The organism is Streptomyces sp. NPDC051051, assembly GCF_040682975.1.
Taxonomy (GTDB): Bacteria; Actinomycetota; Actinomycetes; order Streptomycetales; family Streptomycetaceae; genus Streptomyces.
Genome location: NZ_JBFBCB010000018.1, coordinates 83,004 through 105,608, shown reverse-complemented (window position 1 = coordinate 105,608; position 22,605 = coordinate 83,004). Strand labels below are relative to the sequence as shown.

The 22,605-nt window shown below is 72.1% G+C and carries 21 protein-coding genes and 1 pseudogene; 9 read left to right on the top strand and 13 right to left on the bottom strand.

Translation table 11 applies throughout. The annotated features are described in order from the left end of the window. Positions 1-178 precede the first annotated feature (178 nt). The 3 genes and pseudogenes from AB0N31_RS16210 to AB0N31_RS16200 all read left to right on the top strand — a co-directional run bounded on the left by AB0N31_RS16210 (position 179) and on the right by AB0N31_RS16200 (position 2,951). Positions 179-823: a helix-turn-helix domain-containing protein gene (locus AB0N31_RS16210; RefSeq protein ID WP_366059006.1), complete on the top strand. Its 645-nt coding sequence runs from the start codon at positions 179-181 to the stop codon at positions 821-823. A 132-nt stretch (positions 824-955) separates the two neighbouring features. Further along, complete coding sequence (locus AB0N31_RS16205; RefSeq protein WP_366059005.1) at positions 956-1,747, top strand: S16 family serine protease; 792 nt, start codon at positions 956-958, stop codon at positions 1,745-1,747. Positions 1,748-1,830: 83 nt separating this feature from the next. Further along, positions 1,831-2,951 (top strand): annotated as a pseudogene (locus AB0N31_RS16200) (IS630 family transposase). A gap of 79 nt (positions 2,952-3,030) precedes the next feature. Here the strand turns inward: AB0N31_RS16200 and AB0N31_RS16195 are convergent. Further along, a complete protein-coding gene (locus AB0N31_RS16195; protein ID WP_017567935.1) occupies positions 3,031-3,444 on the bottom strand; it encodes a MarR family transcriptional regulator in 414 nt (137 codons plus the stop codon). Positions 3,445-3,552: 108 nt separating this feature from the next. Here AB0N31_RS16195 and AB0N31_RS16190 point away from each other — a divergent pair, with 108 nt between their 5' ends. Together AB0N31_RS16190 and AB0N31_RS16185 are read left to right on the top strand one after the other, a co-directional pair. Continuing rightward, complete coding sequence (locus AB0N31_RS16190) at positions 3,553-4,467, top strand: alpha/beta hydrolase (protein ID WP_366059004.1); 915 nt, start codon at positions 3,553-3,555, stop codon at positions 4,465-4,467. A gap of 168 nt (positions 4,468-4,635) precedes the next feature. Then, positions 4,636-5,862: a cytochrome P450 gene (locus AB0N31_RS16185; RefSeq protein WP_366059003.1), complete on the top strand. Its 1,227-nt coding sequence runs from the start codon at positions 4,636-4,638 to the stop codon at positions 5,860-5,862. A gap of 60 nt (positions 5,863-5,922) precedes the next feature. Here AB0N31_RS16185 and AB0N31_RS16180 read toward each other — a convergent pair whose 3' ends face one another. From AB0N31_RS16180 to AB0N31_RS16135, 10 genes are all read right to left on the bottom strand, one after another. Continuing rightward, positions 5,923-7,185 (bottom strand): cytochrome P450, encoded by a 1,263-nt coding sequence (locus AB0N31_RS16180; RefSeq protein WP_366059002.1) that lies wholly within the window; start codon positions 7,183-7,185, stop codon positions 5,923-5,925. Then, positions 7,182-7,799 carry an ATP/GTP-binding protein gene (locus AB0N31_RS16175; protein ID WP_366059001.1) on the bottom strand — a complete coding sequence of 206 codons (618 nt, stop codon included), beginning with the start codon at positions 7,797-7,799 and terminating at the stop codon, positions 7,182-7,184. Before AB0N31_RS16175 ends, AB0N31_RS16180 begins: the two co-directional genes overlap by 4 nt. Further along, the gene (locus AB0N31_RS16170) at positions 7,780-8,136 is read right to left on the bottom strand and encodes a DUF742 domain-containing protein (protein ID WP_363088542.1); all 357 of its coding nucleotides are present in this window, start codon (positions 8,134-8,136) and stop codon (positions 7,780-7,782) included. The genes AB0N31_RS16175 and AB0N31_RS16170 overlap by 20 nt, the downstream gene beginning before the upstream one ends. After that, positions 8,133-8,552, bottom strand: coding sequence for a roadblock/LC7 domain-containing protein (locus AB0N31_RS16165; RefSeq protein ID WP_366059000.1), 420 nt, complete (start codon positions 8,550-8,552; stop codon positions 8,133-8,135). Before AB0N31_RS16165 ends, AB0N31_RS16170 begins: the two co-directional genes overlap by 4 nt. Before the next feature lie 120 nt (positions 8,553-8,672). Continuing rightward, the gene (locus AB0N31_RS16160) at positions 8,673-10,613 is read right to left on the bottom strand and encodes an ATP-binding protein (protein ID WP_366058999.1); all 1,941 of its coding nucleotides are present in this window, start codon (positions 10,611-10,613) and stop codon (positions 8,673-8,675) included. A 423-nt stretch (positions 10,614-11,036) separates the two neighbouring features. Then, on the bottom strand, positions 11,037-11,918 hold the full coding sequence (locus AB0N31_RS16155) for a glycine betaine ABC transporter substrate-binding protein (RefSeq protein WP_366059031.1): 882 nt from the start codon (positions 11,916-11,918) through the stop codon (positions 11,037-11,039). A gap of 71 nt (positions 11,919-11,989) precedes the next feature. Further along, complete coding sequence (locus AB0N31_RS16150) at positions 11,990-12,799, bottom strand: ABC transporter permease (RefSeq protein WP_366058998.1); 810 nt, start codon at positions 12,797-12,799, stop codon at positions 11,990-11,992. Further along, complete coding sequence (locus AB0N31_RS16145; protein WP_366058997.1) at positions 12,796-14,028, bottom strand: betaine/proline/choline family ABC transporter ATP-binding protein; 1,233 nt, start codon at positions 14,026-14,028, stop codon at positions 12,796-12,798. Before AB0N31_RS16145 ends, AB0N31_RS16150 begins: the two co-directional genes overlap by 4 nt. After that, complete coding sequence (locus tag AB0N31_RS16140; protein ID WP_366058996.1) at positions 14,021-14,668, bottom strand: ABC transporter permease; 648 nt, start codon at positions 14,666-14,668, stop codon at positions 14,021-14,023. Before AB0N31_RS16140 ends, AB0N31_RS16145 begins: the two co-directional genes overlap by 8 nt. A gap of 6 nt (positions 14,669-14,674) precedes the next feature. After that, entirely contained in the window at positions 14,675-15,169 is a 495-nt protein-coding gene (locus AB0N31_RS16135; RefSeq protein ID WP_363088623.1) for an Lrp/AsnC family transcriptional regulator, read from the bottom strand. A 122-nt stretch (positions 15,170-15,291) separates the two neighbouring features. Between AB0N31_RS16135 and hppD the strand changes: the two genes are divergently transcribed. After that, positions 15,292-16,437 (top strand): 4-hydroxyphenylpyruvate dioxygenase, encoded by a 1,146-nt coding sequence (gene hppD / locus AB0N31_RS16130; RefSeq protein ID WP_366058995.1) that lies wholly within the window; start codon positions 15,292-15,294, stop codon positions 16,435-16,437. A gap of 48 nt (positions 16,438-16,485) precedes the next feature. Here the strand turns inward: hppD and AB0N31_RS16125 are convergent, their stop codons facing one another. Beyond that, positions 16,486-17,964, bottom strand: coding sequence for a tetratricopeptide repeat protein (locus tag AB0N31_RS16125; protein ID WP_366058994.1), 1,479 nt, complete (start codon positions 17,962-17,964; stop codon positions 16,486-16,488). Between the two features lie 92 nt (positions 17,965-18,056). Here AB0N31_RS16125 and AB0N31_RS16120 point away from each other — a divergent pair, with 92 nt between their 5' ends. Then, positions 18,057-19,463 (top strand): FAD-linked oxidase C-terminal domain-containing protein, encoded by a 1,407-nt coding sequence (locus tag AB0N31_RS16120; protein WP_366058993.1) that lies wholly within the window; start codon positions 18,057-18,059, stop codon positions 19,461-19,463. Positions 19,464-19,474: 11 nt separating this feature from the next. On the opposite strand, the gene AB0N31_RS16115 is transcribed toward AB0N31_RS16120, so the two are convergent. After that, positions 19,475-19,951 carry an SsgA family sporulation/cell division regulator gene (locus AB0N31_RS16115; RefSeq protein WP_366058992.1) on the bottom strand — a complete coding sequence of 159 codons (477 nt, stop codon included), beginning with the start codon at positions 19,949-19,951 and terminating at the stop codon, positions 19,475-19,477. A gap of 226 nt (positions 19,952-20,177) precedes the next feature. On the opposite strand from AB0N31_RS16115, the gene AB0N31_RS16110 reads away from it, so the two are divergent. Both AB0N31_RS16110 and AB0N31_RS16105 read left to right on the top strand, forming a co-directional pair. After that, positions 20,178-21,818, top strand: a complete 1,641-nt coding sequence (locus AB0N31_RS16110; protein ID WP_366058991.1) for an RDD family protein — start codon at positions 20,178-20,180, stop codon at positions 21,816-21,818. 90 nt (positions 21,819-21,908) lie between these two features. Continuing rightward, entirely contained in the window at positions 21,909-22,586 is a 678-nt protein-coding gene (locus AB0N31_RS16105) for an RDD family protein (protein WP_366058990.1), read from the top strand. Positions 22,587-22,605: the final 19 nt, after the last annotated feature.

The window sequence follows — 22,605 nt, the reverse complement described above, 5'->3', positions numbered from 1 at the left end:
CCCGCTACGCACACGCCCCGTGGCAGCGCCGCCGCGGAGCGCAGCCGTGAAGCGACCGGGTCCGGACACGCCGGACCCCTCTGCCGATCGGCGGCCTCTGACGCGCGTCGCTGACGGGACTCGGCGACGCATCCGCCGCTGTGGAGGCCGCCGACCTCACCACTAAGGAGTGGGCGTCGTGACCGCGGAGACCTCTCAGACGCTCGACAGGGGACTACGGGTCCTCAAGCTGCTGGCCGACACGGACCACGGGCTGACCGTCACCGAGCTTTCCCACAAACTGGGCGTGAATCGGACCGTCGTGTACCGGCTGCTCGCCACCCTGGAGCAGCACGCCCTCGTACGACGTGACCTGGGCGGACGAGCCCGGGTCGGGCTCGGGGTGCTGAGGCTGGGCCGGCAGGTGCACCCGCTGGTGCGGGAAGCCGCGCTGCCCGCCCTGCGGTCGCTGGCCGAGGACATCGGGGCCACCGCGCACCTGACGCTCGTCGACGGGACGGAGGCGTTGGCCGTCGCCGTGGTCGAGCCGACGTGGACCGACTACCACGTGGCCTACCGGGCCGGCTTCCGGCATCCGCTGGAGCGCGGCGCGGCGGGCAAGGCGATCCTGTCCGCCCGGCAGCGGACGGCTTCCGGGGAGCCGGGGTACACCCTGACCCACGGCGAGCTGGAGGCCGGCGCGAGCGGGGCGGCGGCGCCGCTGCTGGGCGTGACGGGCGTGGAGGGCAGCGTAGGGGTCGTGATGCTGGCCGACGCGGTACCGGAGCGGGTCGGCCGGCGGGTGATGGAAGCGGCCCGAGAGGTGGCGGAGGCGTTGCGCTGACCCCCGGATCGCCGGCTCCCGGACCGCCGCCCCGCTGGTCGCCGGCCCCCTCGTCGCCGCCCGCCTGATCGCCGACCGCCGGGCCGGGCACCGGCGCGTGGCCGGGGCCGGGGCGCGCGTTAGATTGGGCGCGTGCTCTCACGCCTCACACGTCCCCAGGCCCTCGCCGTCTGCGCCCTTCCGCTCGTGGCGCTGCTCGCCACCGTGGGGTTCGCGCCGCTGCCGTTCTCGGTGGCGCAGCCGGGGATGACGGCGAACGTCCTCGGCGACAACAAGGGCACCCCCGTCATCACGATCTCCGGCGCGCCCACCCGCGACACGACCGGGCAACTGCGGATGACGACCATCGAGGCGACCGGCCCCGACGCGCACGTCACCCTGGGCGAGGTGATCGACGGCTGGTTCCGCACCGACCAGGCCGTGATGCCGCGCGACTCGGTCTACCCCGCGGGGGACAGCACGAAGGAGATCGAGCGGTACAACACCGAGCAGATGGAGAAGTCCCAGGACACCGCGACCCAGGCCGCGCTGAGGTACCTCGACCGCACCGACGACGGCATCGAGGTCACGCTGAGGCTCGCCGACGTCGGCGGCCCCAGCGCGGGCCTGCTGTTCTCCCTGGGGATCGTCGACCGGCTCGACGGCGACGGCAGCGGCGGCGATCTCACGGGCGGCCGTACGATCGCCGGCACCGGGACCATCGACGCGGACGGCAAGGTCGGCGCGGTCGGCGGAGTGGCGCTGAAGACGCAGGCCGCCCGCCGGGACGGCGCGACCGTCTTCCTGGTGCCCAGGGCGGAGTGCTCCGACGCCAAGTCCGAGCTGCCCGCGGGGCTGCGCCTGATCCCGGTGACCACCCTCGAGGGCGCCGTCGACTCCCTCGTCAAGCTGGAGAAGGACCAGGGCTCGGTGCCGAGCTGCTAGTGCTCTGACCGGGAAGGTTCGCCGGGGCGGTCGTCCGGGCGGTTGGATGCACGGTGACGTCCGCTCTGACTGCTGGGGGTGTAGTGGCTGAGCTTGTCCATGTGCGCAGGTTGACCGACCAGGAGGGGCAGAAGCTGCAGCAGATCGTGCGCCGGGGCAGCACCAGTTCGGTGCGCTACCGGCGCGCGATGATGCTGCTGGCCTCGGCCGGCGGGAACCGGGTGCCGGTGATCGCGAAGCTGGTGCAGGCCGACGAGGACACCGTCCGCGACGTGATCCACCGGTTCAATGGGATCGGCCTGGCCTGCTTGGACCCTCGGTGGGCGGGAGGCCGTCCCCGCCTGCTCAGTCCTGACGACGAGGACTTCGTCATCCAGACGGCCACCACCCGCCCGAGCAAGCTCGGCCAGCCCTTCACCCGCTGGTCCATCCGCAAGCTCGCCGCCTACCTGCGGAGAGTGCACGGCCGTGTCATCCGGATCGGCCGCGAGGCGTTACGGTGCCTGCTCGCCCGCCGCGGCGTCACCTTCCAGCGGACCAAGACGTGGAAGGAGTCGCCTGACCCCGAGCGCGACGCCAAGCTGGACCGCATCGAGGAGGTGCTGGAGCGATTCCCGGATCGTGTATTTGCGTTCGACGAGTTCGGGCCCCTGGGCATCCGGCCCACCGCCGGGTCGTGCTGGGCCGAGCAAGGCCGGCCCGAGCGGCATCCCGCGACTTACCACCGCACCCACGGGGTGCGGTACTTCCACGGTTGCTACTCGATCGGCGACGACACCCTCTGGGGCGTCAACCGCGGCAGGAAGGGTGCCGCGAACACCCTGGCTGCGCTGAAGTCGATCCGGACCGCCCGCCCGGACGGGCCCCGATCTACGTGATCCTGGACAACCTGTCCGCCCACAAGGGCAGCGACATCCGCCGCTGGGCGAAGAAGAACAAGGTCGGGTTGTGCTTCACCCCGACCTACGCCTCGTGGGCCAACCCCATCGAGGCGCACTTCGGACCGCTTCGCCAGTTCACCATCGCGAACTCGCACTACCCCAACCACACTGTGCAGACACGGGCCCTGCACGCCTACCTCCGCTGGCGCAACGCCAACGCCCGCCACCGCGATGTGCTGGCCGCCGAACGCAAGGAGCGCGCCCGCATCCGCGGCGAGAAAGGGATCCGCTGGGGCAGACGCCCCCTCGCCACCGCAGCCTGAACGATCCGACGAATCTACGCGGTCACAGCACTGGCGAGCAGGGGTTCACCGGGCAGGCGAACCGCTCGTGACCATGGACTCATGCGGGCGAGAGCATCTCCTGAAGGATGCGCTGCAGCTCGGTGCGGTCCCGCGGAGTGATCCTCGCCAGCCTGCGGTCGTACTCCGCCGCGAGGGCTGCAAGTGCACGATCCCGTGCCTCTGTGCCCTCAGCGGTTAGTACGAGCCGGTGACGCCGCAGGTCCGCGTCGTCGATCTCGCGCCGGATGAACCCCTTGGCGACGAGGTTGCGGACGTAGACCGTCACGCTCGCTTTGGGGAGCAGCAGTGCCGTCGCGATCTCGGCCGGGTACGGCGATGCCTCCACCTCGGCCAGGACGAAAAACTCCTTCGTCTCCAACCCGAGCTCGGCCAGCTCCCCCGTGCAGGCATCCATCACAACGCCCAGCAGCCGCTGGTTCAGCGTCCACAGCTGCGCCCCGTCGACTGACATGTGACCCCTCCATCCATGCGGTACAGTTTCGTATTAGTTTCAGGTCGTACAATACATTGTCTTGTACTGGACTCCCATGGAACAACAATCTCACGAAGGAAGCCAGGCATGCTTCAGCACCTCACGATCCCGCGCGGTCCCATCAACCTCGCCGCGGACCTCCACCTGCCCGACAACGCCGACAGCAGCGCACCGCTGCGCGCCGTGGTGCTCTCCACCCCGGGCAGCAGCGTGAAGGAGCAGATCGGCGCCAATTACGCCTCCCGTCTCGCCGCCCGCGGCATCGCGGCGCTCGTCCTCGACCCCGCCCATCAGGGTCAGAGCGAGGGCGAGCCCCGCGACCTCGAAGACCCCTACCGCCGAGGTGAGGACATCTCCTACGCCATCGACGTGCTCACCACGACCCCCGGCATCGACCCGCAGCGCATCGGCGTCCTCGGCATCTGCGCCGGTGGCGGCTACGCCGTGCACACCGCTCGCACGGACCACCGCATCAAGGCGGTCGGCACGGTCGTCCCCGTCAACATCGGCGCCGCGTTCCGCAGCTTCACCCCCGACGGTCCGGCCCCAGCACTCGACGCCCTCGCGGACGCACGGACCGAAGAGGCCCGCTCCGGCGAGACGACCCGCGTGAACTGGCTGCCCGACACCCTGGAGAACGCCACAACAGCGGGCCTGACCGACATCGACACCACTCAGGCCGTCACCTACTACCGCACCGAGCGCGGCGGTAACGAACACTCCACGAACCGGCGCCTCTTGCGCAGCGACTCCCTCCTGCTGGGCTACGACGCGTTCCACCTGGCCGATCGGCTCATGACCCAGCCACTCCAGGTCATCCTCGCCGGACGCATCGGCAACACCGGCTCCTACGACACCGGCATGCAGCTGTGGAAGCTGGCCCCCAAACCCGTCGACCTCATGGTGATCGACGGCGCCGGCCACTACGAGATGTACGACGAACCCGAATACGTCAACGCTGCCGTCGAACGACTCACCAGCTTCTATGCGAACAACCTGTAAGGCATCCGAACCGGCGAACCTATGCGGTCACAGCACTAGCTTCCGGACGGGGACGCTTTTCGGCCAAGGATCGTCCATCGTTGAACAGCTGGCCGGGACGGGCTGTCCCGGCCGTCGGATGATCAATAACCTTGTGCGGTAAGCCTGTTACCGGTCCCAGGGAGATCCATGTCCACCGCTCAGCAGGTCCCCGACATCCTCTCGCCCGAGTTCGCCGCGGATCCCTACCGGGCCTATCGCGTGATGCGTGAGAGCGCCCCCCTCTTCTGGCACGAACCCACGCAGAGCTACGTCATCTCCCGTTACGAGGACGTGGAGCGCGTCTTCAAGGACAAGAGCGGCGAGTTCACCACCGACAACTACACCTGGCAGATCGAGCCCGTGCACGGCAGGACGATCCTCCAGCTCAGCGGACGGGAGCACGCGGTGCGGCGGGCCCTCGTCGCCCCCGCCTTCCGCGGCAGCGACCTGCAGGAGAAGTTCCTGCCGGTGATCGAACGCAACTCCCGTGAGCTGATCGACGCCTTCCGGTCCACCGGCTCCGCCGACCTGGTGGCCGACTACGCGACCCGCTTCCCCGTCAACGTGATCGCGGACATGCTGGGCCTGGACAAGGCCGACCACGCCCGGTTCCACCGCTGGTACACGTCGGTCATCGCCTTCCTCGGCAACCTCTCGGGCGACCCGGAGGTGGCGGCGGCGGGGGAGCGGACCCGGGTGGAGTTCGCCGAGTACATGGTGCCGATCATCCGGGAGCGCCGCGACAACCTCGGCGACGACCTGCTGTCGACGCTGTGCGCCGCCGAGGTCGACGGCGTGCGGATGAGCGACGAGGACATCAAGGCCTTCTGCAGCCTGCTGCTCGCCGCGGGCGGCGAGACCACCGACAAGGCGATCGCGGGCATCTTCGCCAACCTGCTGCAGCACCCCGAGCAGTTGGCGGCCGTCCGGGAGGACCGCGGCCTCATCGCCCGCGCCTTCGCCGAGACGCTGCGCTACACGCCTCCGGTGCACATGATCATGCGGCAGTCGGCCACCGAGGTCACGCTCAGCTGCGGTGTCGTACCGGCCGGCGCCACGGTCACCTGCCTGATCGGCGCCGCCAACCGGGACGAGAACCGCTACCGGGACCCGGACCGGTTCGACATCTTCCGCGACGACCTGACCACCACCACCGCCTTCTCGGCCGCAGCCGACCACCTCTCCTTCGCGCTCGGCCGCCACTTCTGCGTCGGTGCCCTGCTCGCGAAGGCCGAGGTCGAGATCGGTGTCGGCCAGCTCCTCGACGCCATGCCGGACCTCCGCCTCGCCGACGGCGCCGAACTCGTGGAACAGGGCGTCTTCACGCGGGGACCGCAGACGCTGCCCGTGCGTTTCACCCCCGTCGCCGACTGACCCCGGGCCCGGGCCGCGCGCGGGCCGGGGCGGCAGGGACCTGCGCCCCGGCCCGGCCCGCTACCGCACCACCGGGGTGAACTCCACCGGCAACGTGTGGAGACCGCGCATCCAGATGGACGGGCGCCAGGTGAGCTGCTCCGGCTCCACCGTGAGGACCAGGTCGGGCAGGCGTTCCAGCAGGGTCTCCACCGCGGTGCGGGCGATGACGTCGGCCAGCAGCGGAGCCGGGTAGGGGCACCGGTGCTCCCCGCTGCTGAACGACAGGTGCGCGGAACTCTCCGCCCCGACGTGCGACTCGGGCCAGATCTGCGGGTCGGTGTTGGCCGCGGCGAGTCCCAGCACCAGGCAGTCGCCCGCCCGGATCAGCCGGCCGCCGAGCTGGGTGTCGCGCACGGCCCAGCGGCCGATGAAGTTCTGTGTCGGGGTGTCGAGCCAGAGGACCTCGTTGAGCGCCTCGCCCACGCTGAGCCTGCCCCCCGACACGCTGACGGCGAACCGCTCGTCGGTGAGCAGCAGCCGCAGCGTGTTGCAGATCCAGTTGGCGGTCGGCTGCTGCGCCGCGGCGATGACGGAGATCAGGTCCTGCACGACCTCCTCGTCGGTCAGTCCGGCCGGATGCTGCAGCATGCGCGAGGTGACGTCCGGCCCCGGACGCTCGCGCTTCTCCTTGACCAGTTGCTGGATCCGCTCACCCACGCGCGTGTACGCGGCCACCGGGTCGTCGCCCTCCGCGGCGTCGAGGGAGATCCGCAGGTCCTCGACGAGCTGCTGGGTGGCCTCACCCGTGTGCGGCATCCCGCACATCTGGACCGCGGCGCGCATCGGCAGCGCGTGCGCGTACATGCTCATCAGCTCGGCCTGGCCGCTGCCGGCGAAGGACGCGATGAGCCGGTCGGCGAGCTGCCGGCAGTCGCGCGACAGCTGGAACTGGTCGACGCCCTCCAGTGCCTCGGTGATGACCCCGGCCCGCCGCCGGTGCTCCTCGCCCTCGGTGAACAGCACCGAGGGCTGGTACCCGACGAACGGCAGCAGCGGCCAGTCCGCGGGGATGTTCTCCCACTGGTTCCAGCGCCGCGAGTCGCGGGCGAACAGTTCGTCGTGACCGGTCACGTAGCTGACCTCGGCGTAACCGAGGACCAGCCAGGCGGGGATGTCCCCGTCGAGCAGCACGGGCGCCACCGCGCCGTGCTCCCGGCGCAGGGTCCGGTACAGCTGCGCCGGTGTCTGCTGGTACTCCAGACCGCCCAGCCGCACGGCGCCCGCGTGCGCGGGGCACCCGGCGCCGGGCGCGTGCGGGGGACGGGATCCGGTGTCGGTCACGGTGTCATCTCCTGGGCCATGGCCAGTTCGTAGAGGTGGTCCACGAGGGTGATCAGTACGTCTTTGCCCGACGACCGGACCCGCGCGTCGCAGTCGACGAGCGGCACGTGCGCGGGCAGGGAGAGCGCCTGGCGGATCTCGTCGAGGGAGTACCGGTCGGGTTCGTCGTCGAACCGGTTGACGGCCACCACGAACGGCGTCCTGTGGTGTTCCAGCCGGTCGATCGCGTACCAGGACTCGTCCATCCGGCGCGTGTCGACCAGGACGACCGCGCCGAGGGTGCCGGAGAAGAGCCGGTCCCACAGGAACCAGAAACGTTCCTGGCCCGGTGCGCCGAACAGGTACAGCACCATGCGCTTGTTGAGGCTGATCCGGCCGAAGTCGAAGGCGACCGTCGTGGTGGTCTTCGCGGCCACCTGCCGGGTCTCGTCGACACCGACCCCCGCCTGCGTCATCACCTCCTCGGTGTTGAGCGGACGGATCTCGCTGACCGAGCGGACCAGGGTCGTCTTGCCGACCCCGAAGCCGCCCACGACGACGATCTTCAGACCGGTCTCGGCGGCATCGGACAGGGGCGTACGCAGGGAGGGCAGGTCAGAGGTTGCGGAGCCCATGCAGCACTTCCATGAGTAGAGCGGAGTCGGGGAGCGCGGCGAGGGACCGCGGCGCGGGTGGGTGGCGGGCGGTGATGCGGCCCATGGCGAGCAGGTCGCCGAGGAGGATGCGCACCACCGTGATCGGCAGCTTCATCTCCGCGGCGACCTCGACGAGGGCCGTCGGATGCCGGCACAGATCCAGGATCCGTGCGTGCTCCGACTGCATCCCGGCGGTGGGTGCGCTCTCACTGACGATCAGGGTGACCAGGTCGAATGCGTCGTCCGCACGGCTGCGCCCGCCCGTGATCGTGTAGAGGCGGTCGGGGTCGCCGGTGTCCACGGGCCGACGCGTCACGACGATGCGCTCCCCTGCGCGCCCCCGCGGGGCTCGGCCCGCAGGTGCTCACCGATCTGCTCGACCAGCTCGGTCATCTGGTGACCCACCACTCCGGGGTCGGCGCTCTCCGCGCAGAGGAGCGCCAGATGCGCGCCGTCGCCCGCCTGCACGATGAAGAGCTGACCGCCGTGGAACTCGGTCATGGAGTGGCGGACACCACCGCTCCCGTCGCCGAACTCGACGGACGCGCCCTGGGCGAGGGCCTGCATGCCCGAGCAGATGGCTGCCAGCTGGTCGGCCTGGTCGAGCGCCAGGTGTTCGGTCCAGCACAGCTTCAGGCCGTCCCGGGACAGGACCAGGGCGTGCCGGGCGCCGGGAACGCGCTCCAGAAGGCCCTGCAGAAGCCAGGTGAGGCTGTTGTCGGTGGTCTGCATGGTAGGTGTGGGGACGGTAGGGCCCAAAAGCCCAGGTCACCGGCCCGTTCCTCCAATCTCACGAGCTGAAGCGGGGAAGGGGGCGCCGTGGCTCCGGCGCCGGAGGGGAAGGACGTGGGGTTACCGGGCGGCCGGCGGCTCGGGTGCGGTGCCGGTCCCGGACGGGCCGGCTTCGCCGGCGGAGGTGCGCCCGCTGTGGAAGGCCCCGAAGCGGGTGCCCGCGTCGCGCGCGCCGGGAGGGGTCTGCCCCGGTGTGCCGCCCGGCGCGGGGGAGTCGGCCGCCGTCCTGCGCTGCTGCCGTTCCTGCTCGGCTTCGGCCATCGTGCGGCCGGGGGCGCGGACGGGCAGGCCGTTCGGCGTGGCCGCCGCCGGACGGCGGGACGCGTCACGACCGCGGACCTCCGACGAAGCCGGAGCTGCAGCCGGAGCTGCAGCCGGAGCTGCAGCCGGAGCTGCAGCCGGAGCTGCAGCCGGGGCCGGAGCCGGTGCCGAGGCCGCGGGAGGGGCGGCGGCAGCCGGTCGCACGGCGGGAGCGGGCACTCCGCCCGTCCCCGAAACCCCGCCCGGCACGGACACTCCGCCCGGCACGGACTCTTCACCCGGCATGGACGCTCCGCCCGTCGTCGGCTGTGCGGTGCCCGTCGTGGCCCGCGTGGACCCCGGCGCGGGCGTCGCCACGGCAGGCCGGTGTGCCGTCTCCTGCGGTGCGGCGTCCCGCCGCTGGGCGAGCAGCTGCCGGGGCAGCAGGACGACGACGCCGGTGCCGCCGCGGGACGAGGGCCGGTAGTTGACACTGATGCCGTACTTGACGGCCAGCCCGCCGACCACGGCCAGGCCGAGCCGGGTGCCGGGCAGTGAGGCGAGGTCGGTCATGTGCCCCGCCACGGCCTCCTCGGCGTGCCGCATCGCCGCGTCCGCCATCTTCAGGCCGCTGTCCTCGATCGTGACGACGAGCCCGGCACTGTGCTCGTCGACGTACACGTGGACCTCGTCGATGGGCGGCGAGAAGTTGGCGGCGTTGTCCATGAGTTCGGCGATCAGGTGCATCACGCCTTCCGCGGCGAAACCGGAGATCGCGGCGTTCGTGGAACAGTGCAGCCGTACGCGCTGGTACGCCGCGATCCGGCCGGCCGCGCCGCGCAGGATGCTCTCCATCACGATCGGCTTGTTCCAGGCGCGGCTGGACCGGCCGCCCATGAGGAGGGCCAGCCGGTCGGTCATGAGGCCCAGCTGGGAGGTGCTGTGATCCAGTTTCAGCAGGTCGCCGAAGATCTCCTCGCCGTGCCGCTCCTGCATCTCGCGCAGATCGGCGAGCATGCTCACGGTCTTGGCCTGGACCCGGCTCAGGGCCTTCGCGGAGGCGGCCTGTGCGGCGGCGGCCCGCCGCTCGCTGCGGGCGAGTTCCCGCACGAACGCCTCGACGGGTGCCCGCAACAGGGAGGAGGGCGGCCACTCCCACCCGGCCAGCACGGTGTCGGCCGAGTTGCCCTCCTGCAGCTGCCCGACCATGTCGGGCAGGACCGTCCGCGTCACCTGCGCCACCTCTTCGGTGACCTGCGCCAGTTCCTCGCGGGCGCGCAGCCGTTCGGTGTCCGTGGCCGCCGCGTACTGCACGACCTGCTCCACCGCGGAGCTGAAGGCCTCCACGGTGCGGCGCAGTTGTGCGTCGGAGGGCAGCGTCACCTGGTCCAGGGCCTCCTTCGCCCGCGCGCCGTCGCGGAGCCGGCTCACGAGGGCGGGCACGGTGACGTTCACCAGGTGCGCCGACTCGGCCGACTGCTGCGCCGACAGCGCGGTCAGCCGGGCGACTTCGGCGTCCGTCGCGGCGGTGGCCCGGCGGGCCCGCCGGAGCAGCAGGCCGCAGACGAGGACGGTGGCCGCCACGCAGCACCAGGCGGCCACAGCCGTGACCACCGTCCAGGTGCGGGCCGTGGCGGGGGCCGTCGCGACGGCCGTACCCGCGGCTGCGGCACTCAGCAGCAGCACCGTCACGGGTACGGCCGACGAGGTGGGGGGGAGTTCAGCTGACCGACGCTGACGGGGTGGTGCAGGCAGAGGCATTCCGCGGTTCCTCGGTCCTCGAGAGCAGGAAGAACGGATCGACCGACACGACGGCCGCAGGCCCGGAGGCGAGAAAGATGTGATTTTCCGATCCGGGTACCGGCTCATGCTAGTCATTGCGCAGGGGGTGTTGATCTCACCGCTCGCCCAGCCTGCCGGTGAGCCGATTTCGTCGCAAAGCCGCTGCTGGAAACGGGCACCGTGGTAGCCGCGAGATGGTGTTTTTCTCCCGATGTCCTTCCCGCACGACGGGCGGTCGCGGGCGTCAAGTGCCTTGACTCCCTTGCCCGGAGGGTGTGACGGGCCGGGCGGAGCGTCGGTTTCCGGTCAATTCTGAAAGTTCTCCGCGCGATATGAGTCGAAAATCGTGCAGGGCGATCACAGGTTCCCCACGGAATCCGCCACAGGAACGGAAGGCGCCCCCTACTTCACGAATCCCTCCGCCTTCATCCAGTCCAGCGCGACCTGATGCGGGTCCTCCCCGTCCACGTCCACCTTCGCGTTCAGTTCCTGCGCCACCGCGTTGTCCAGCCTGGCGGTCACCGGGTCGACGACCTCGGCGATGGCCGGCCACTTCTCGAAGGTTTCGGTGTTGATCACTGGCGCCGCGTTGTAGTTGGGGAAGAACTTCCTGTCGTCGGCCATCACCACCAGGTTCATGGACTTGATGCGGCCGTCGGTGGTGAACACCTCCCCGTAGGTGCAACTCCCCTTCGCCGTCTGCGTGTAGATGATCCCGGTGTCCATCTGCGTGATCCGGCCCGCCGGCACGTCCATGCCGTACGCCTTCTGCATGCCCGGCAGCCCGTCCGCGCGGTTGGCGAACTCGCCCTCCACGCACAGCGTGACGGCCTTCGGGTCGGACCGGGACAGCGCGGCCACCTCCGACAGCGTCTTCGTGCCGTACTTCTTGTGGTTGGCCTGGTTCATCGCCAGCGCATAGGTGTTGTTGAGCCGGGACTGCGGCAGCCAGGTCACCCCGTTGCGCACGTCGGCGTCCCGCACCGCCTCCCACTGCCGCTGCGGGTCGGTGATGGGCCGGCTGTTGCCCTGGTACGTGATCCAGGCGGTGCCCGTGTACTCGTACATGGCGTCGGCGTCGCCCTTGCGGATCGCCTCGCGGCCGCCGATGGACCCCTGGATGCCGGTGCGGTCCAGGACGTCCGCGCCCGCCGCCTCGAAGGCGATGCCCAGCATCGCGCCGAGGACGAGGCTCTCGGTGAACGACTTCGACGTCACGGTGAGATCGGCGCCCTTGAGCGGCTCCCCCTTGCCGATCGAGCCGGGGGAGACGTCGTCGACCATGGGGGAGCCGCTGGTCAGCCCGCAGCCGGAGGCCAGCACCAGCAGCACCGCGAGGACGCACGGCGTCCCTCTCACTGCCCCACCTCCAGACCGCGCGGCCGCAGCAGCACCTCGGCCAGTGAGGCCAGCCAGTCGACGAGCAGGGCCAGCGCCACGGTCAGGACGGAGCCCAGCACCAGCACCGGCATGCGCTGGTTGGTGATGCCGGCGGTGATCAGCACGCCCAGTCCGCCGCCCCCGCCGAAGGTCGCCAGGGTGGCCGTGCCGACGTTCAGGACGAGCGCCGTACGGACACCGGCGAGGATGAGCGGCACCGCCAGCGGCAGTTCCACACGGGTGAGCACCCCGAGCGGGGACATGCCGATGCCGCGGGCGGCCTCCAGCAGCGTCGGGTCGTTCGCCTTCAGGCCGGCGATGGTGTTGGAGAGCACCGGCAGGACGGCGTAGGCGATGATCCCGATCAGGGCCGCCCGGCGGCCGATGCCCAGCCAGATCACCAGCAGGGCGAGCAGGCCGATCGCGGGGGTGGCCTGGCCCATGTTGGCGAAGGCCATCGCGACCGGGGTGGCCTTGCGGAAGGCCGGCCGGGTCAGCGCGATGCCCAGCGGGATCGCGATGATCAGGACGAAGAAGGTCGAGATCACCGTCAGCTCGATGTGCTGCCACAGCGCCTTGGACACCTGCCGGCCGGCCAGCGCGTTCTCGGAGACGGTGTCCAGGTCCGCCTGCGCGAACCACAGCCAGGTGGCGAGCAGCATCGCGACCACGAACGCGGGCACGAGGGTCAGCTTCGGCCAGCCGATGCGGCGGCGCGGGGGAGCGGGCGGCGGAGCCGGGGGCTCCTCCCGGGCCGGCCGGTCGTCCAGCTCGGAGGTGCTCACGTCGTCGCCTCCCCGCCGGGGCCCTCCTGCTCCGCGTGCGTCTGCGCGGCTCGGGCCTCCTCCAGTTCGTGCTGGGCCTCCAGCGCCTCCAGCCGGTCGGCCTCCAGCAGTTCGTGCACCGAGTTCATCAGCGTCTCCATGTCGACGACCCCGGTGTACTCGCCGCGCCGCCCGGTCACCGCGACCCGCCCGGTGTTGTCGGTGAGGACCGCCTCCAGGGCGTCCCGCAGCGTCGCGTCCCGCGTCACCGTGTCGGTCACCAGCGTGCCGGCGCGGGCCAGCGAGCCCTTGGCCCGCATCAGGTCGCCGCGCCGCAGCCACTTGTAGGGCCGGCCGCGCTTGTCCAGCAACAGGATCTCGTTCGTCCCGCTGGAGCGGATCCGGTTGAAGACGGTCTGCAGCGGGTCGTCGACGGTCACCGTCGGACACCCGGTGATCTCCACGTCCCGTACGCGCGTGAGGTTGAGCCGCTTCAGCGCCGCGCCGGCGCCCACGAACCCGGACACGAAGTCGTCCGCCGGGTTGGTGAGGATCGCCTCCGGGGTGTCGAACTGGGCGATGTGCGAGCGCTCGCGCAGCACCGCGATCCGGTCGCCCAGCTTGATCGCCTCGTCGAAGTCGTGGGTGACGAACACGATCGTCTTGTGCAGCTCGTGCTGGAGCCGGATCAGCTCGTCCTGGAGGTGGTCGCGGGTGATGGGGTCCACGGCGCCGAACGGCTCGTCCATCAGCAGCACCGGCGGATCGGCCGCCAGCGCCCGTGCCACGCCGACCCGCTGCTGCTGACCACCGGACAGCTGGCGCGGATACCGGTGGCGGAACTCCCCGGGGTCCAGACCGACCAGGTCGAGCATCTCCTCCACCCGGTCCCTGATCCGCCCCTTCGGCCAGCCGATCATCCCCGGCACCAGCGCGATGTTCTGCGCGACCGTCATGTGCGGGAACAGCCCGGACGCCTGGATGGCGTAACCGACCTTGCGGCGCAGCTTCACCGGATCGATGTCGGTGACGTCCTCGCCGCCGATGCGGATCCGGCCGCCGCTCGGCTCGATCAGCCGGTTGATCATCTTCAGGGTTGTCGACTTCCCGCAGCCGGACGGCCCGACGAAGATGACGATCTCGCCCGCCTTGATCTCCATGTTCACGTTGTCCACGGCGGGAGCCGCACCGCCCGGGTAGCGCTTGGTGAGGTTCTCCAGCTCGATCGCGGCGCCGTGGGACTCAGACACGGATCCCCCTCGGAATCGTCAGCCGGCCGACGACGACGTAGGCGGCGTCGAACAGCAGGGCCAGCACGATGATGCCGAGCGTGCCCGCGAGGACCTGGTTGAGCGCGTTCTTGCTGCCCAGGGAGGCCAGGCCGCGGAAGATCTCGTTGCCGAGGCCGGGCCCGGATGCGTAGGCGGCGATGGCGGCGATGCCCATCAGCATCTGGGTGGAGACCCGGATGCCGGTCAGGATCGGCGGCCACGCCAGCGGCAGCTCGACCCGTGCCAGCCGCATCACGCCGGACATCCCGATGCCCCTGGCCGCGTCCACCAGGGACGGGTCGACGCCCCGCAGCCCCACGACGGAGTTCCGCACGATCGGCAGCAGCCCGTACAGCGTCAGCGCGATCACCGTCGGCGGCACGCCCAGGCCCACCACCGGGATCAGCAGACCGATCATGGCCAGGGACGGGACGGTGAGGATGGTGGAGGTGGCCGTGGTGGCGAGGTTGCCGGCCCAGTCGCTGCGGTAGGTGGCGACCCCGAGCAGTACGCCGATCAGGGTGGCCAGGACCATGCACTGGAAGACGACGCTGGCGTGCTGGTAGGCGTCGGTGAGCAGCTGCTGGTGTCGGTTGCCCAGGTACTCCCAGAAGCTCACACGCCCTCACCCCGTCGTCCGGCCCGGTCCTTCCCGATCGTCCGCGGCCTGCTCCACCAGCGGGATGATCCGCAGGGGCACGGGGTTCTCCATCACGATCGCGGTGGAGGCCCGGACAATGCCATCAAAGCCGACGACCCGGTCGATGACCCGTTGGAGATCGGCGTTGGAGCGGGCCACCAGACGGCACAGCATGTCCCCGGTGCCGGTGGTGGTGTGCAGTTCCAGCACCTCCGGCACGGACGCCAAGTGGGCCCGTACGTCGGCGCCTTGCCCCTGCCGGATCTGCAGTGTGGCGAACGCGGTGACCGGGTAGCCGAGTGCCGCCGGGTCCACCTCGGGGCCGAATCCGCGGATGACTCCGTTCGACTGAAGCCGGTCCAGCCGCGCCTGTGCCGTCCCCCGGGCGACACCCAGCCGCCGTGACATCTCCAGCACACCGATCCGCGGCTCCCGCGCCAGCAGCACGATGATCCGCCCGTCCAGATGATCGATCGCCACGCCCGCCTCCGAGATGGTCACCCTGTACAGAAAAGCCGCCACGACCGCCGTACCACTGGGCAGACTGACCAGTGGTGTGACGAACTATTGCGCACCTTGCAGGGTGGCGCGACGCTTCGGCCATGACGCAGACCACACACCACACCCCCGACACCGCCCGGCAGGCCGACCCCTTCCCGGTGAAGGGAATGGACGCGGTCGTCTTCGCCGTGGGCAACGCCAAGCAGGCCGCGCACTACTACTCCACCGCCTTCGGCATGCAGCTGGTCGCCTACTCCGGACCGGAGAACGGCAGCCGCGAGACCGCCTCCTACGTCCTGGAGAACGGCTCCGCCCGCTTCGTCCTGACCTCGGTGATCAAGCCCGCCACCGCCTGGGGCCACTTCCTCGACCGGCACGTGGCCGAGCACGGCGACGGCGTCGTCGACCTCGCCATCGAGGTCCCGGACGCCCGCGCCGCCTACGCCTACGCCCTCGAACACGGCGCCCGCTCGGTCGCCGAACCGTACGAGCTGAAGGACGAGCACGGCACCGTGGTGCTGGCCGCGATCGCCACCTACGGCGAGACCCGCCACACCCTCGTCGAGCGCGGCGGCTACGACGGCCCCTACCTGCCCGGCTACGTGGCCGCGGACCCGATCGTCGAGCCGCCCGCCCACCGCACCTTCCAGGCGATCGACCACTGCGTCGGCAACGTCGAACTCGGCCGGATGAACGAGTGGGTGGAGTTCTACAACAACGTCATGGGCTTCACCAACATGAAGGAGTTCGTGGGCGACGACATCGCCACCGAGTACAGCGCCCTCATGTCGAAGGTCGTCGCCGACGGCACGCTCAAGGTCAAGTTCCCGATCAACGAGCCCGCGATCGCGAAGAAGAAGTCGCAGATCGACGAGTACCTGGAGTTCTACGGCGGCGCGGGCGTCCAGCACATCGCGCTCAACACGGGCGACATCGTCCAGACGGTCCGCACCATGCGCGCCGCCGGCGTCCAGTTCCTCGACACCCCCGACTCGTACTACGACACCCTCGGCGAGTGGGTCGGCGACACCCGCGTCCCCGTCGAGACCCTGCGCGAGCTGAAGATCCTCGCCGACCGCGACGAGGACGGCTACCTGCTCCAGATCTTCACCAAGCCGGTCCAGGACAAGCCGACCGTCTTCTTCGAGATCATCGAGCGCCACGGCTCGATGGGCTTCGGCAAGGGCAACTTCAAGGCCCTCTTCGAGGCGATCGAACGCGAGCAGGCCAAGCGCGGCAACCTCTAGCAGCCGCCGCCCACCGGATACCGGTGGCCGGTCACCACCGGTGGCCGGTCACGAGAGGTCCGGCACCCGCGCCACCGACGGCTCGCCCAGCGCCACCAGCGCCGTGCGGGCCGTCCGCGCGTGCAGCGGGGAGAAGTACGGGTTGATCCGCAGCGCCTCCTCCAGATGCCGCCGCGCCGCCCCCTCCCGCCGCAACTGCCTCTCGATCATGCCCCGGTGCCAGAGGTACGACGCGCTGCGCACCGTGCCCTCGTGCGCCCGGTCGGTGGCGATCACGGCGTACCGCAGCCCCTCCTCGTGCCGCCCGGCCCGGTGCAGGGCCCAGCCCAGCGCGTCGGCGACCTCGATCCCCGGCTGGCGCCGCCACTGTGCGAGCAGCCGCCGCACGGCCGCCGCCGGATCGCCGTGGTCGGCCTCGAACCGGCCCAGCACCAGCGCCCCGTCCACCCCGCCCGCCGCCTCCCGCCGGACCCGCTCGCGCAGCAGGTCGTACCGCACGCGCGCCGCCCGGGGCATCCCCAGCGACTCGTACAGCTCGCCCAGCTCCAGCGCGTACTGCGGCAGCGGCTGCCCGGCCAGGGCCGCCTGGTACGCGGCCAGCGCCTCCGAGGTCCGGCCCAGCGCCGCCAGCGCCCGCCCCCGTCCGGCCTGCGCGGCCCGCTGGTCGGGGTCGAGCCGCACCGCCTCCTGGAAGTACCGCAGCGCCGGCTCCCGGTCACCGCGCTCGAAGGCGAGCTGCCCGGCCCGCTCCAGCCAGGCCGCCCGCTCGGCGGGAGCAGTCGCCCCGGCCGCCGCGTCCGACAGCGCGGCCGCCGCGTCCTCGCGCCGGCCCTCGTCGCGGTAGACGGCCGCCGCCCGCCCCAGCGCCGCCGGTCCCGAGCGCAGTTCCAGCAGCCGGTCCAGCGCGGCTCTCGCCTTCCTGTGGTCGCCGAGCCCGGTGTAGGCGTCGATCAGCTGCGGATACACCGTCCAGCGCTTCGGAGCCCTCTTGCGCGCGGCCTCGCCCCAGGACCGCGCGGCCGGGAAGTCCCGACGGGCGTTGGCCAGGGCGGCCAGCCCGACCAGGGCCTCGGTGTTCCCCGCGGGACGCACCGACAGGGAGGTCCGCAGCGCCCGTTCGGCCTTGGGGTAGAGGGCGGCCGCGTCGGCGGTGCGCCGGCCGTGCTCGACGTAGGCCGCGCCGAGGACCGCCCAGGAGCGGGCGTCCTGCGGACGGGCGCGCACCCGCGCCTCGCGCTCGCCGATCAGCACCGCCAGATCGGGCAGCGCGGCCGCCGCCCCGGTCCGGACCGCCGCCTGCGCCCGCGCTCCCGGAGCGGGCCCCGGCGCCGGCCGGCCCGTCTCCTCGCCGGGCAGGCACAGCAGGACCCCGCCCAGCACGAGGCCGCCGGCCGCCGAGCCGGTCAGCACCCGCCGGCGCAGCCGGGAGCGGGCCCTCCCCGCCCCGGACCGCGTCCCGGGGGCTGCGGCGCCGGCGGCGGCGGGGTCTTGGGCAGCGGCGTCGGCGGTCTCGGTAGCGCTCTCCATGGCGCTCACTGTGCGCCAGGGCGACGACCGCGTGCCGGTATCGGCCGGGTGCCGCAGACGGGGTTCACACCGATGGCGGCGGGTGCGACGCTGTGATCATGAGCCGCATCGAAGCCCCTCGCGACGAGGTGACCGGCAACCTCCTCGACCGACTGCTCGACGGCCTGCCCGCCGAGGCGGTCCTCACCGACCCCGACGTCACGGCCGCCTACGCCCACGACATGGCGAGCTTCTGCCCGGCCGGCACCCCGGCCGCCGTCGTGCTGCCGCGCACGGTCGAACAGGTCCAGCACGTCCTGCGCACCGCCACCGAGCTGCGCGTCCCGGTCGTCCCGCAGGGCGCCCGCACCGGTCTGTCGGGCGCCGCCAACGCCTCCGACGGCTGCCTGGTCCTCTCCCTGACGAAGATGGACCGCATCCTGGAGATCAACCCCGTCGACCGGGTCGCCGTCGTCGAACCGGGGGTCGTCAACGCCGTGCTCTCCCGCGCGGTGGGCGAACACGGCCTGTACTACCCGCCGGACCCCTCCAGCTGGGAGACGTGCACGATCGGCGGCAACATCGGCACCGCCTCCGGCGGTCTGTGCTGCGTGAAGTACGGCGTCACCGCCGAGTACGTCCTCGGCCTGGACGTCGTCCTCGCCGACGGACGGCTGATGTCCACCGGCCGCCGCACCGCGAAGGGCGTCGCCGGGTACGACCTCACCCGCCTGTTCGTCGGCTCCGAGGGTTCCCTCGGCGTCGTCGTCCGCGCCACCCTGGCGCTGAAGCCGCAGCCGCCGCGGCAGCTGGTCCTGGCCGCCGAGTTCGCTTCCGCCGGCGCCGCCTGCGACGCCGTCTGCCGCATCATGGCCGACGGCCACGTCCCCTCCCTCCTCGAACTGATGGACCGTACGACGGTCAGGGCGGTCAACGAGCTGACCCGCATGGGCCTGCCGGAGACCACCGAGGCGCTCCTCCTCGCCGCCTTCGACACCCCGGACCCGGCCGCCGACCTCGCCGCCGTCGGCGCGCTGTGCGAGGCCGCCGGCGCCACCCAGGTCGTCCCCGCCGAGGACGCCGCCGAGTCCGAGCTCCTCCTCCAGGCCCGGCGGTCCGCGCTGGTGGCCCTCGAGGCGGTCAAGGGCACGACGATGATCGACGACGTGTGCGTGCCCCGCTCCCGCCTCGGCGACATGCTCGAAGGCGTCGAGCGCATCGCCGGGAAGCACCGCCTCACCATCGGGGTCTGCGCCCACGCGGGCGACGGCAACACCCACCCCACCGTCTGCTTCGACGCGGCCGACCCCGACGAGGCACGGCGCGCCCGCGAGTCCTTCGACGAGATCATGGCGCTCGGCCTGGAACTGGGCGGCACCATCACCGGCGAGCACGGCGTGGGCGTGCTGAAGAAGGAGTGGCTGGCGCGCGAACTGGGCCCCGTCGGAGTGGAGATGCAGCGGCGGATCAAGCAGGTCTTCGACCCGCTGGGCATCCTCAACCCCGGCAAGCTGTTCTGAGCCGCGCGCCGTCATTCACCGTCCTCCGACTCGTCCGACGGCCACGGGTCGCACGGCCGCAGGTCGTCCGCCGGAAGGGGGGCGAGCAGCTCGGCCAGCGCCTCGTCGACGCCGAGCCGCCCGCCCTCGGTCCCCGGCGGCACCGCCCGCAGCGTCCGCTCCAGCCAGGCCGACACCTGGGCCGCGGGCGCCTCGAGCAGGGCGTCGCCGTCGGGTGAACTGAGCGCCATCAGGACGACGCCGCGCCCGTCCGCCTTCGTCGGCCACACCCGCACGTCCCCGTACCCGCACGGCCGGAACACGCCCTCCACGAGGAGTTCGCGGGCGAACGTCCAGTGGACGGGGCACTCCGAGTCGATGTGGAAGCTGACGTGGACGGCGAAGGGGTCGTCGCTGCGGTAGCCGAGCCGCGCCGGGACCGCGACACTGCGCTCCGGCGACAGGACCAGCCGCAGTTCCAGCTCCCGTTCCACCACGGTGTGGTGCATGTCCGTTCTCCTCTCGCTACTGATGCGTACGCGGGGGAGAGCGACTTCGGATTCGATCGTTACGCGGGTTCGGGGAACTTTTTCGCGAACGGTCCGAACGTGTGCGTCGCGTGCACACCGTTGCCCGGAAAGGAGTGGGTCCGGCCGGACCGGCGATGGGAGTTGCGCCCGTCTGATAGATGTGGAGGCCCCCATCCCACCCCCGAGCAGATACGGGACGACGGACATGAGCGCCCCAACCCCGGCACCAGGCGACGACAGCCCCCGCGAGGGGTACTACCCGGACCCGTCCATCCCCGGCTACGTCCGGTACTGGAACGGCGCCTCCTGGGTGCCCGGCACCAGCCGGCCGGCGCCGTCCGGCGGCGAACCGCTCGCCGCTCCGGGAGCGTCTCCGGCCCCGGCCCCGGCTTCGTCCCCCGCCCCGGCATCGGCTTCGGCCCCGGCCTCCGTCGAGGAGACGGGCCCGCACTTCTTCGACGAGGACCCGCAGCAGTACGGCAGCCGGCCCGAACCGGCCTCCGCGTGGGGCGCCGACCGCTCCCACCAGTCCGGCTTCGGCGGCGACCAGGACCGCCGTGTCTCCTGGGGCAGCGCCCGGACCCCGGACCCCCGCACGACACCGCCCGACGCCGCGCCGGACGCCACCTTCATGTCCCGCCGCCCGACCGTGGGCCCCGCGGCCACGGACGAGGGCACGATGACCTTCCGCACGCCGTCCCCGCGCACCCCGGACCAGGCGGGCGCCGGCCCCCAGGGTCCCGTGGGCGTGGGCGGCGCGAGCGGCTCCGCCGGTGCCACCGGTGAGCCCGGTGCGGGGGCCGGTGCCGGGGTCTTCGGCCCGCCGGGCTCCGGGGGGCCGGGCGATGCCGGTGCCGGTTTCGCCGTGGCGGGTTCGGGTGTGGCCGGTGCGTCCGACGCGCCCGGCAAGCCCGGATTCGGCGCGGGCAAGGCCGCCGCCGACCGTGCCGCGGCGGCTCAGGCCGTGCCCGCGCAGAGCGTTCCCGCCGCGCAGGCCGCCCCCGTGGCCCCTGCAACTCCCGCCCCGCAGGCCGTGCCCGCCCCCCAGGCCGTGCCCGCACAAGACGCCCAGCCCTTCCCCGGCCCCCAGAGGGCCACCCCCGGCGTCTCCGCGCCGCCTGTCCCCGGCGCTCCGCACCCGGCCGGCGCCCCGGGCGCCCCCGGCTTCCCCGAGCAGGCCGACGGGGGCCGGGCGGCCGGGCCGGGCGGCGGCGCCGCGCCCATGGCCGCGGGGCCCGGAGGCGGACAGCAGTCCTGGGCGCAGCAGGTGCACCGGCTCGCGGGCGCCGGGGACGATCAGCCCGTGACGCCGTGGAAGCCGCCGGTGGACGACGTGTTCCAGGCCGCCGCCCGCCGGCAGGCGGCGGCGCGTCCCGCCGGGCTCGGCAGGAGGCTGGGCGCGCGGCTCGTCGACACGCTCGTCCTCGCGGCCGTCACCGGCGCGGCGGCGGTCCCGCTCGGCCTGAAGGCGGTCGAGCACGTCAACGACAAGATCGACGCGGCCGAACTCACCGGCGAGACCGTCACGGTCTGGCTGCTGGACGGCACCACGTCGGCGTACCTCGGCGTGGTCCTGGCCGTCCTGCTCTGCTTCGGCGTCGTGTACGAGGCGCTGCCGACCGCCAGGTGGGGCCGGACCCTGGGCAAGAAGCTGTTCGGCCTGGAGGTGCGGGACATCGAGGGCCACCAGCCCCCGTCGTTCGGCCGCGCCCTGCGCCGCTGGCTCGTCTACAGCGTCCCGGGCCTCCTCGCCGTCGGGATCGTCGGCATCGTGTGGGGCCTGTTCGACAGGCCGTGGCGCCAGTGCTGGCACGACAAGGCGGCGCACACGTTCGTGGCGGGGTAGCGCCCCGGCCGGAACCGGTCCACGGATGCCGTACCCCCGGACGGCCGCTCGCCGGATGCGGCGGCGGGCGGTTCGCGTTCGACTCGGGCCATGACGACCGAACCGCCCCCCGGCTCCGGCGGCGAGCCGCCGGAGGACGATCCGTTCAGGAAACAGCCGCCGCACGGGCCGGGGCAGGGCCCGCAGGGTTCGCCGTACGACAGCCCGTCCGGCGGTGCGGGCGGGCAGCCGCCGCCGTACGGGGGTGGGCGGCAGCCGCCGTTCGGCGGCGGCGGGCCCTACGGCGGTGACCCCTACGGCGGTTACCCCGCGGACCCGCTCTCCGGGATGCCCCCGCTCGCCGACAGCGGCAGACGCACGCTGGCCCGGATCATCGACATGATTCTGGTGGCGGTCGTCGTGTGGCTGCTGACGTGGGGCTTCGGGGTCAACGAGTACGACGCGGGCGACGTCCAGGTCGGCAAGTCCCTCGCCCAGTCCGTCGTGGCCGCCGTGCTGTACATCGCCTACGACACCTTCATGACCGCCAGGTCCGGCCGCACTCTGGGCAAGAAGTGGCTGGGCCTGCGCGTGGCCGATCTCGACAACGGCTCCACGCCCTCCGTGCAGACCTCGCTGGTGCGCGCCCTCGTGCTGTGGGTGCCGTTCGCGTTCTGCTGCGCCTGCCTGTGGACGGCGATCTGCGGGGGCTGGAGCTTCTTCGACAAGCCCTACAAGCAGGGTCTGCACGACAAGGCCGCCAAGACGGTGGTGGTCAGCACCGGCTGACGGCGCGTCAGTACGGCGG

What these genes read in the sequence shown, in the direction of transcription:
- AB0N31_RS16195 (WP_017567935.1), bottom strand. Translation starts at nt 3,444, where the DNA reads ATGTCAGTCGACGGGGCGCAGCTGTGGACGCTGAACCAGCGGCTGCTG.
- AB0N31_RS16190 (WP_366059004.1), top strand. Translation starts at nt 3,553, where the DNA reads ATGCTTCAGCACCTCACGATCCCGCGCGGTCCCATCAACCTCGCCGCG.
- AB0N31_RS16185 (WP_366059003.1), top strand. Translation starts at nt 4,636, where the DNA reads ATGTCCACCGCTCAGCAGGTCCCCGACATCCTCTCGCCCGAGTTCGCC.
- AB0N31_RS16175 (WP_366059001.1), bottom strand. Translation starts at nt 7,799, where the DNA reads ATGGGCTCCGCAACCTCTGACCTGCCCTCCCTGCGTACGCCCCTGTCC.
- AB0N31_RS16165 (WP_366059000.1), bottom strand. Translation starts at nt 8,552, where the DNA reads ATGCAGACCACCGACAACAGCCTCACCTGGCTTCTGCAGGGCCTTCTG.
- AB0N31_RS16160 (WP_366058999.1), bottom strand. Translation starts at nt 10,613, where the DNA reads ATGCCTCTGCCTGCACCACCCCGTCAGCGTCGGTCAGCTGAACTCCCC.
- AB0N31_RS16155 (WP_366059031.1), bottom strand. Translation starts at nt 11,918, where the DNA reads ATGGTCGACGACGTCTCCCCCGGCTCGATCGGCAAGGGGGAGCCGCTC.
- hppD (WP_366058995.1), top strand. Translation starts at nt 15,292, where the DNA reads ATGACGCAGACCACACACCACACCCCCGACACCGCCCGGCAGGCCGAC.
- AB0N31_RS16125 (WP_366058994.1), bottom strand. Translation starts at nt 17,964, where the DNA reads ATGGAGAGCGCTACCGAGACCGCCGACGCCGCTGCCCAAGACCCCGCC.
- AB0N31_RS16115 (WP_366058992.1), bottom strand. Translation starts at nt 19,951, where the DNA reads ATGCACCACACCGTGGTGGAACGGGAGCTGGAACTGCGGCTGGTCCTG.
- AB0N31_RS16110 (WP_366058991.1), top strand. Translation starts at nt 20,178, where the DNA reads ATGAGCGCCCCAACCCCGGCACCAGGCGACGACAGCCCCCGCGAGGGG.
- AB0N31_RS16105 (WP_366058990.1), top strand. Translation starts at nt 21,909, where the DNA reads ATGACGACCGAACCGCCCCCCGGCTCCGGCGGCGAGCCGCCGGAGGAC.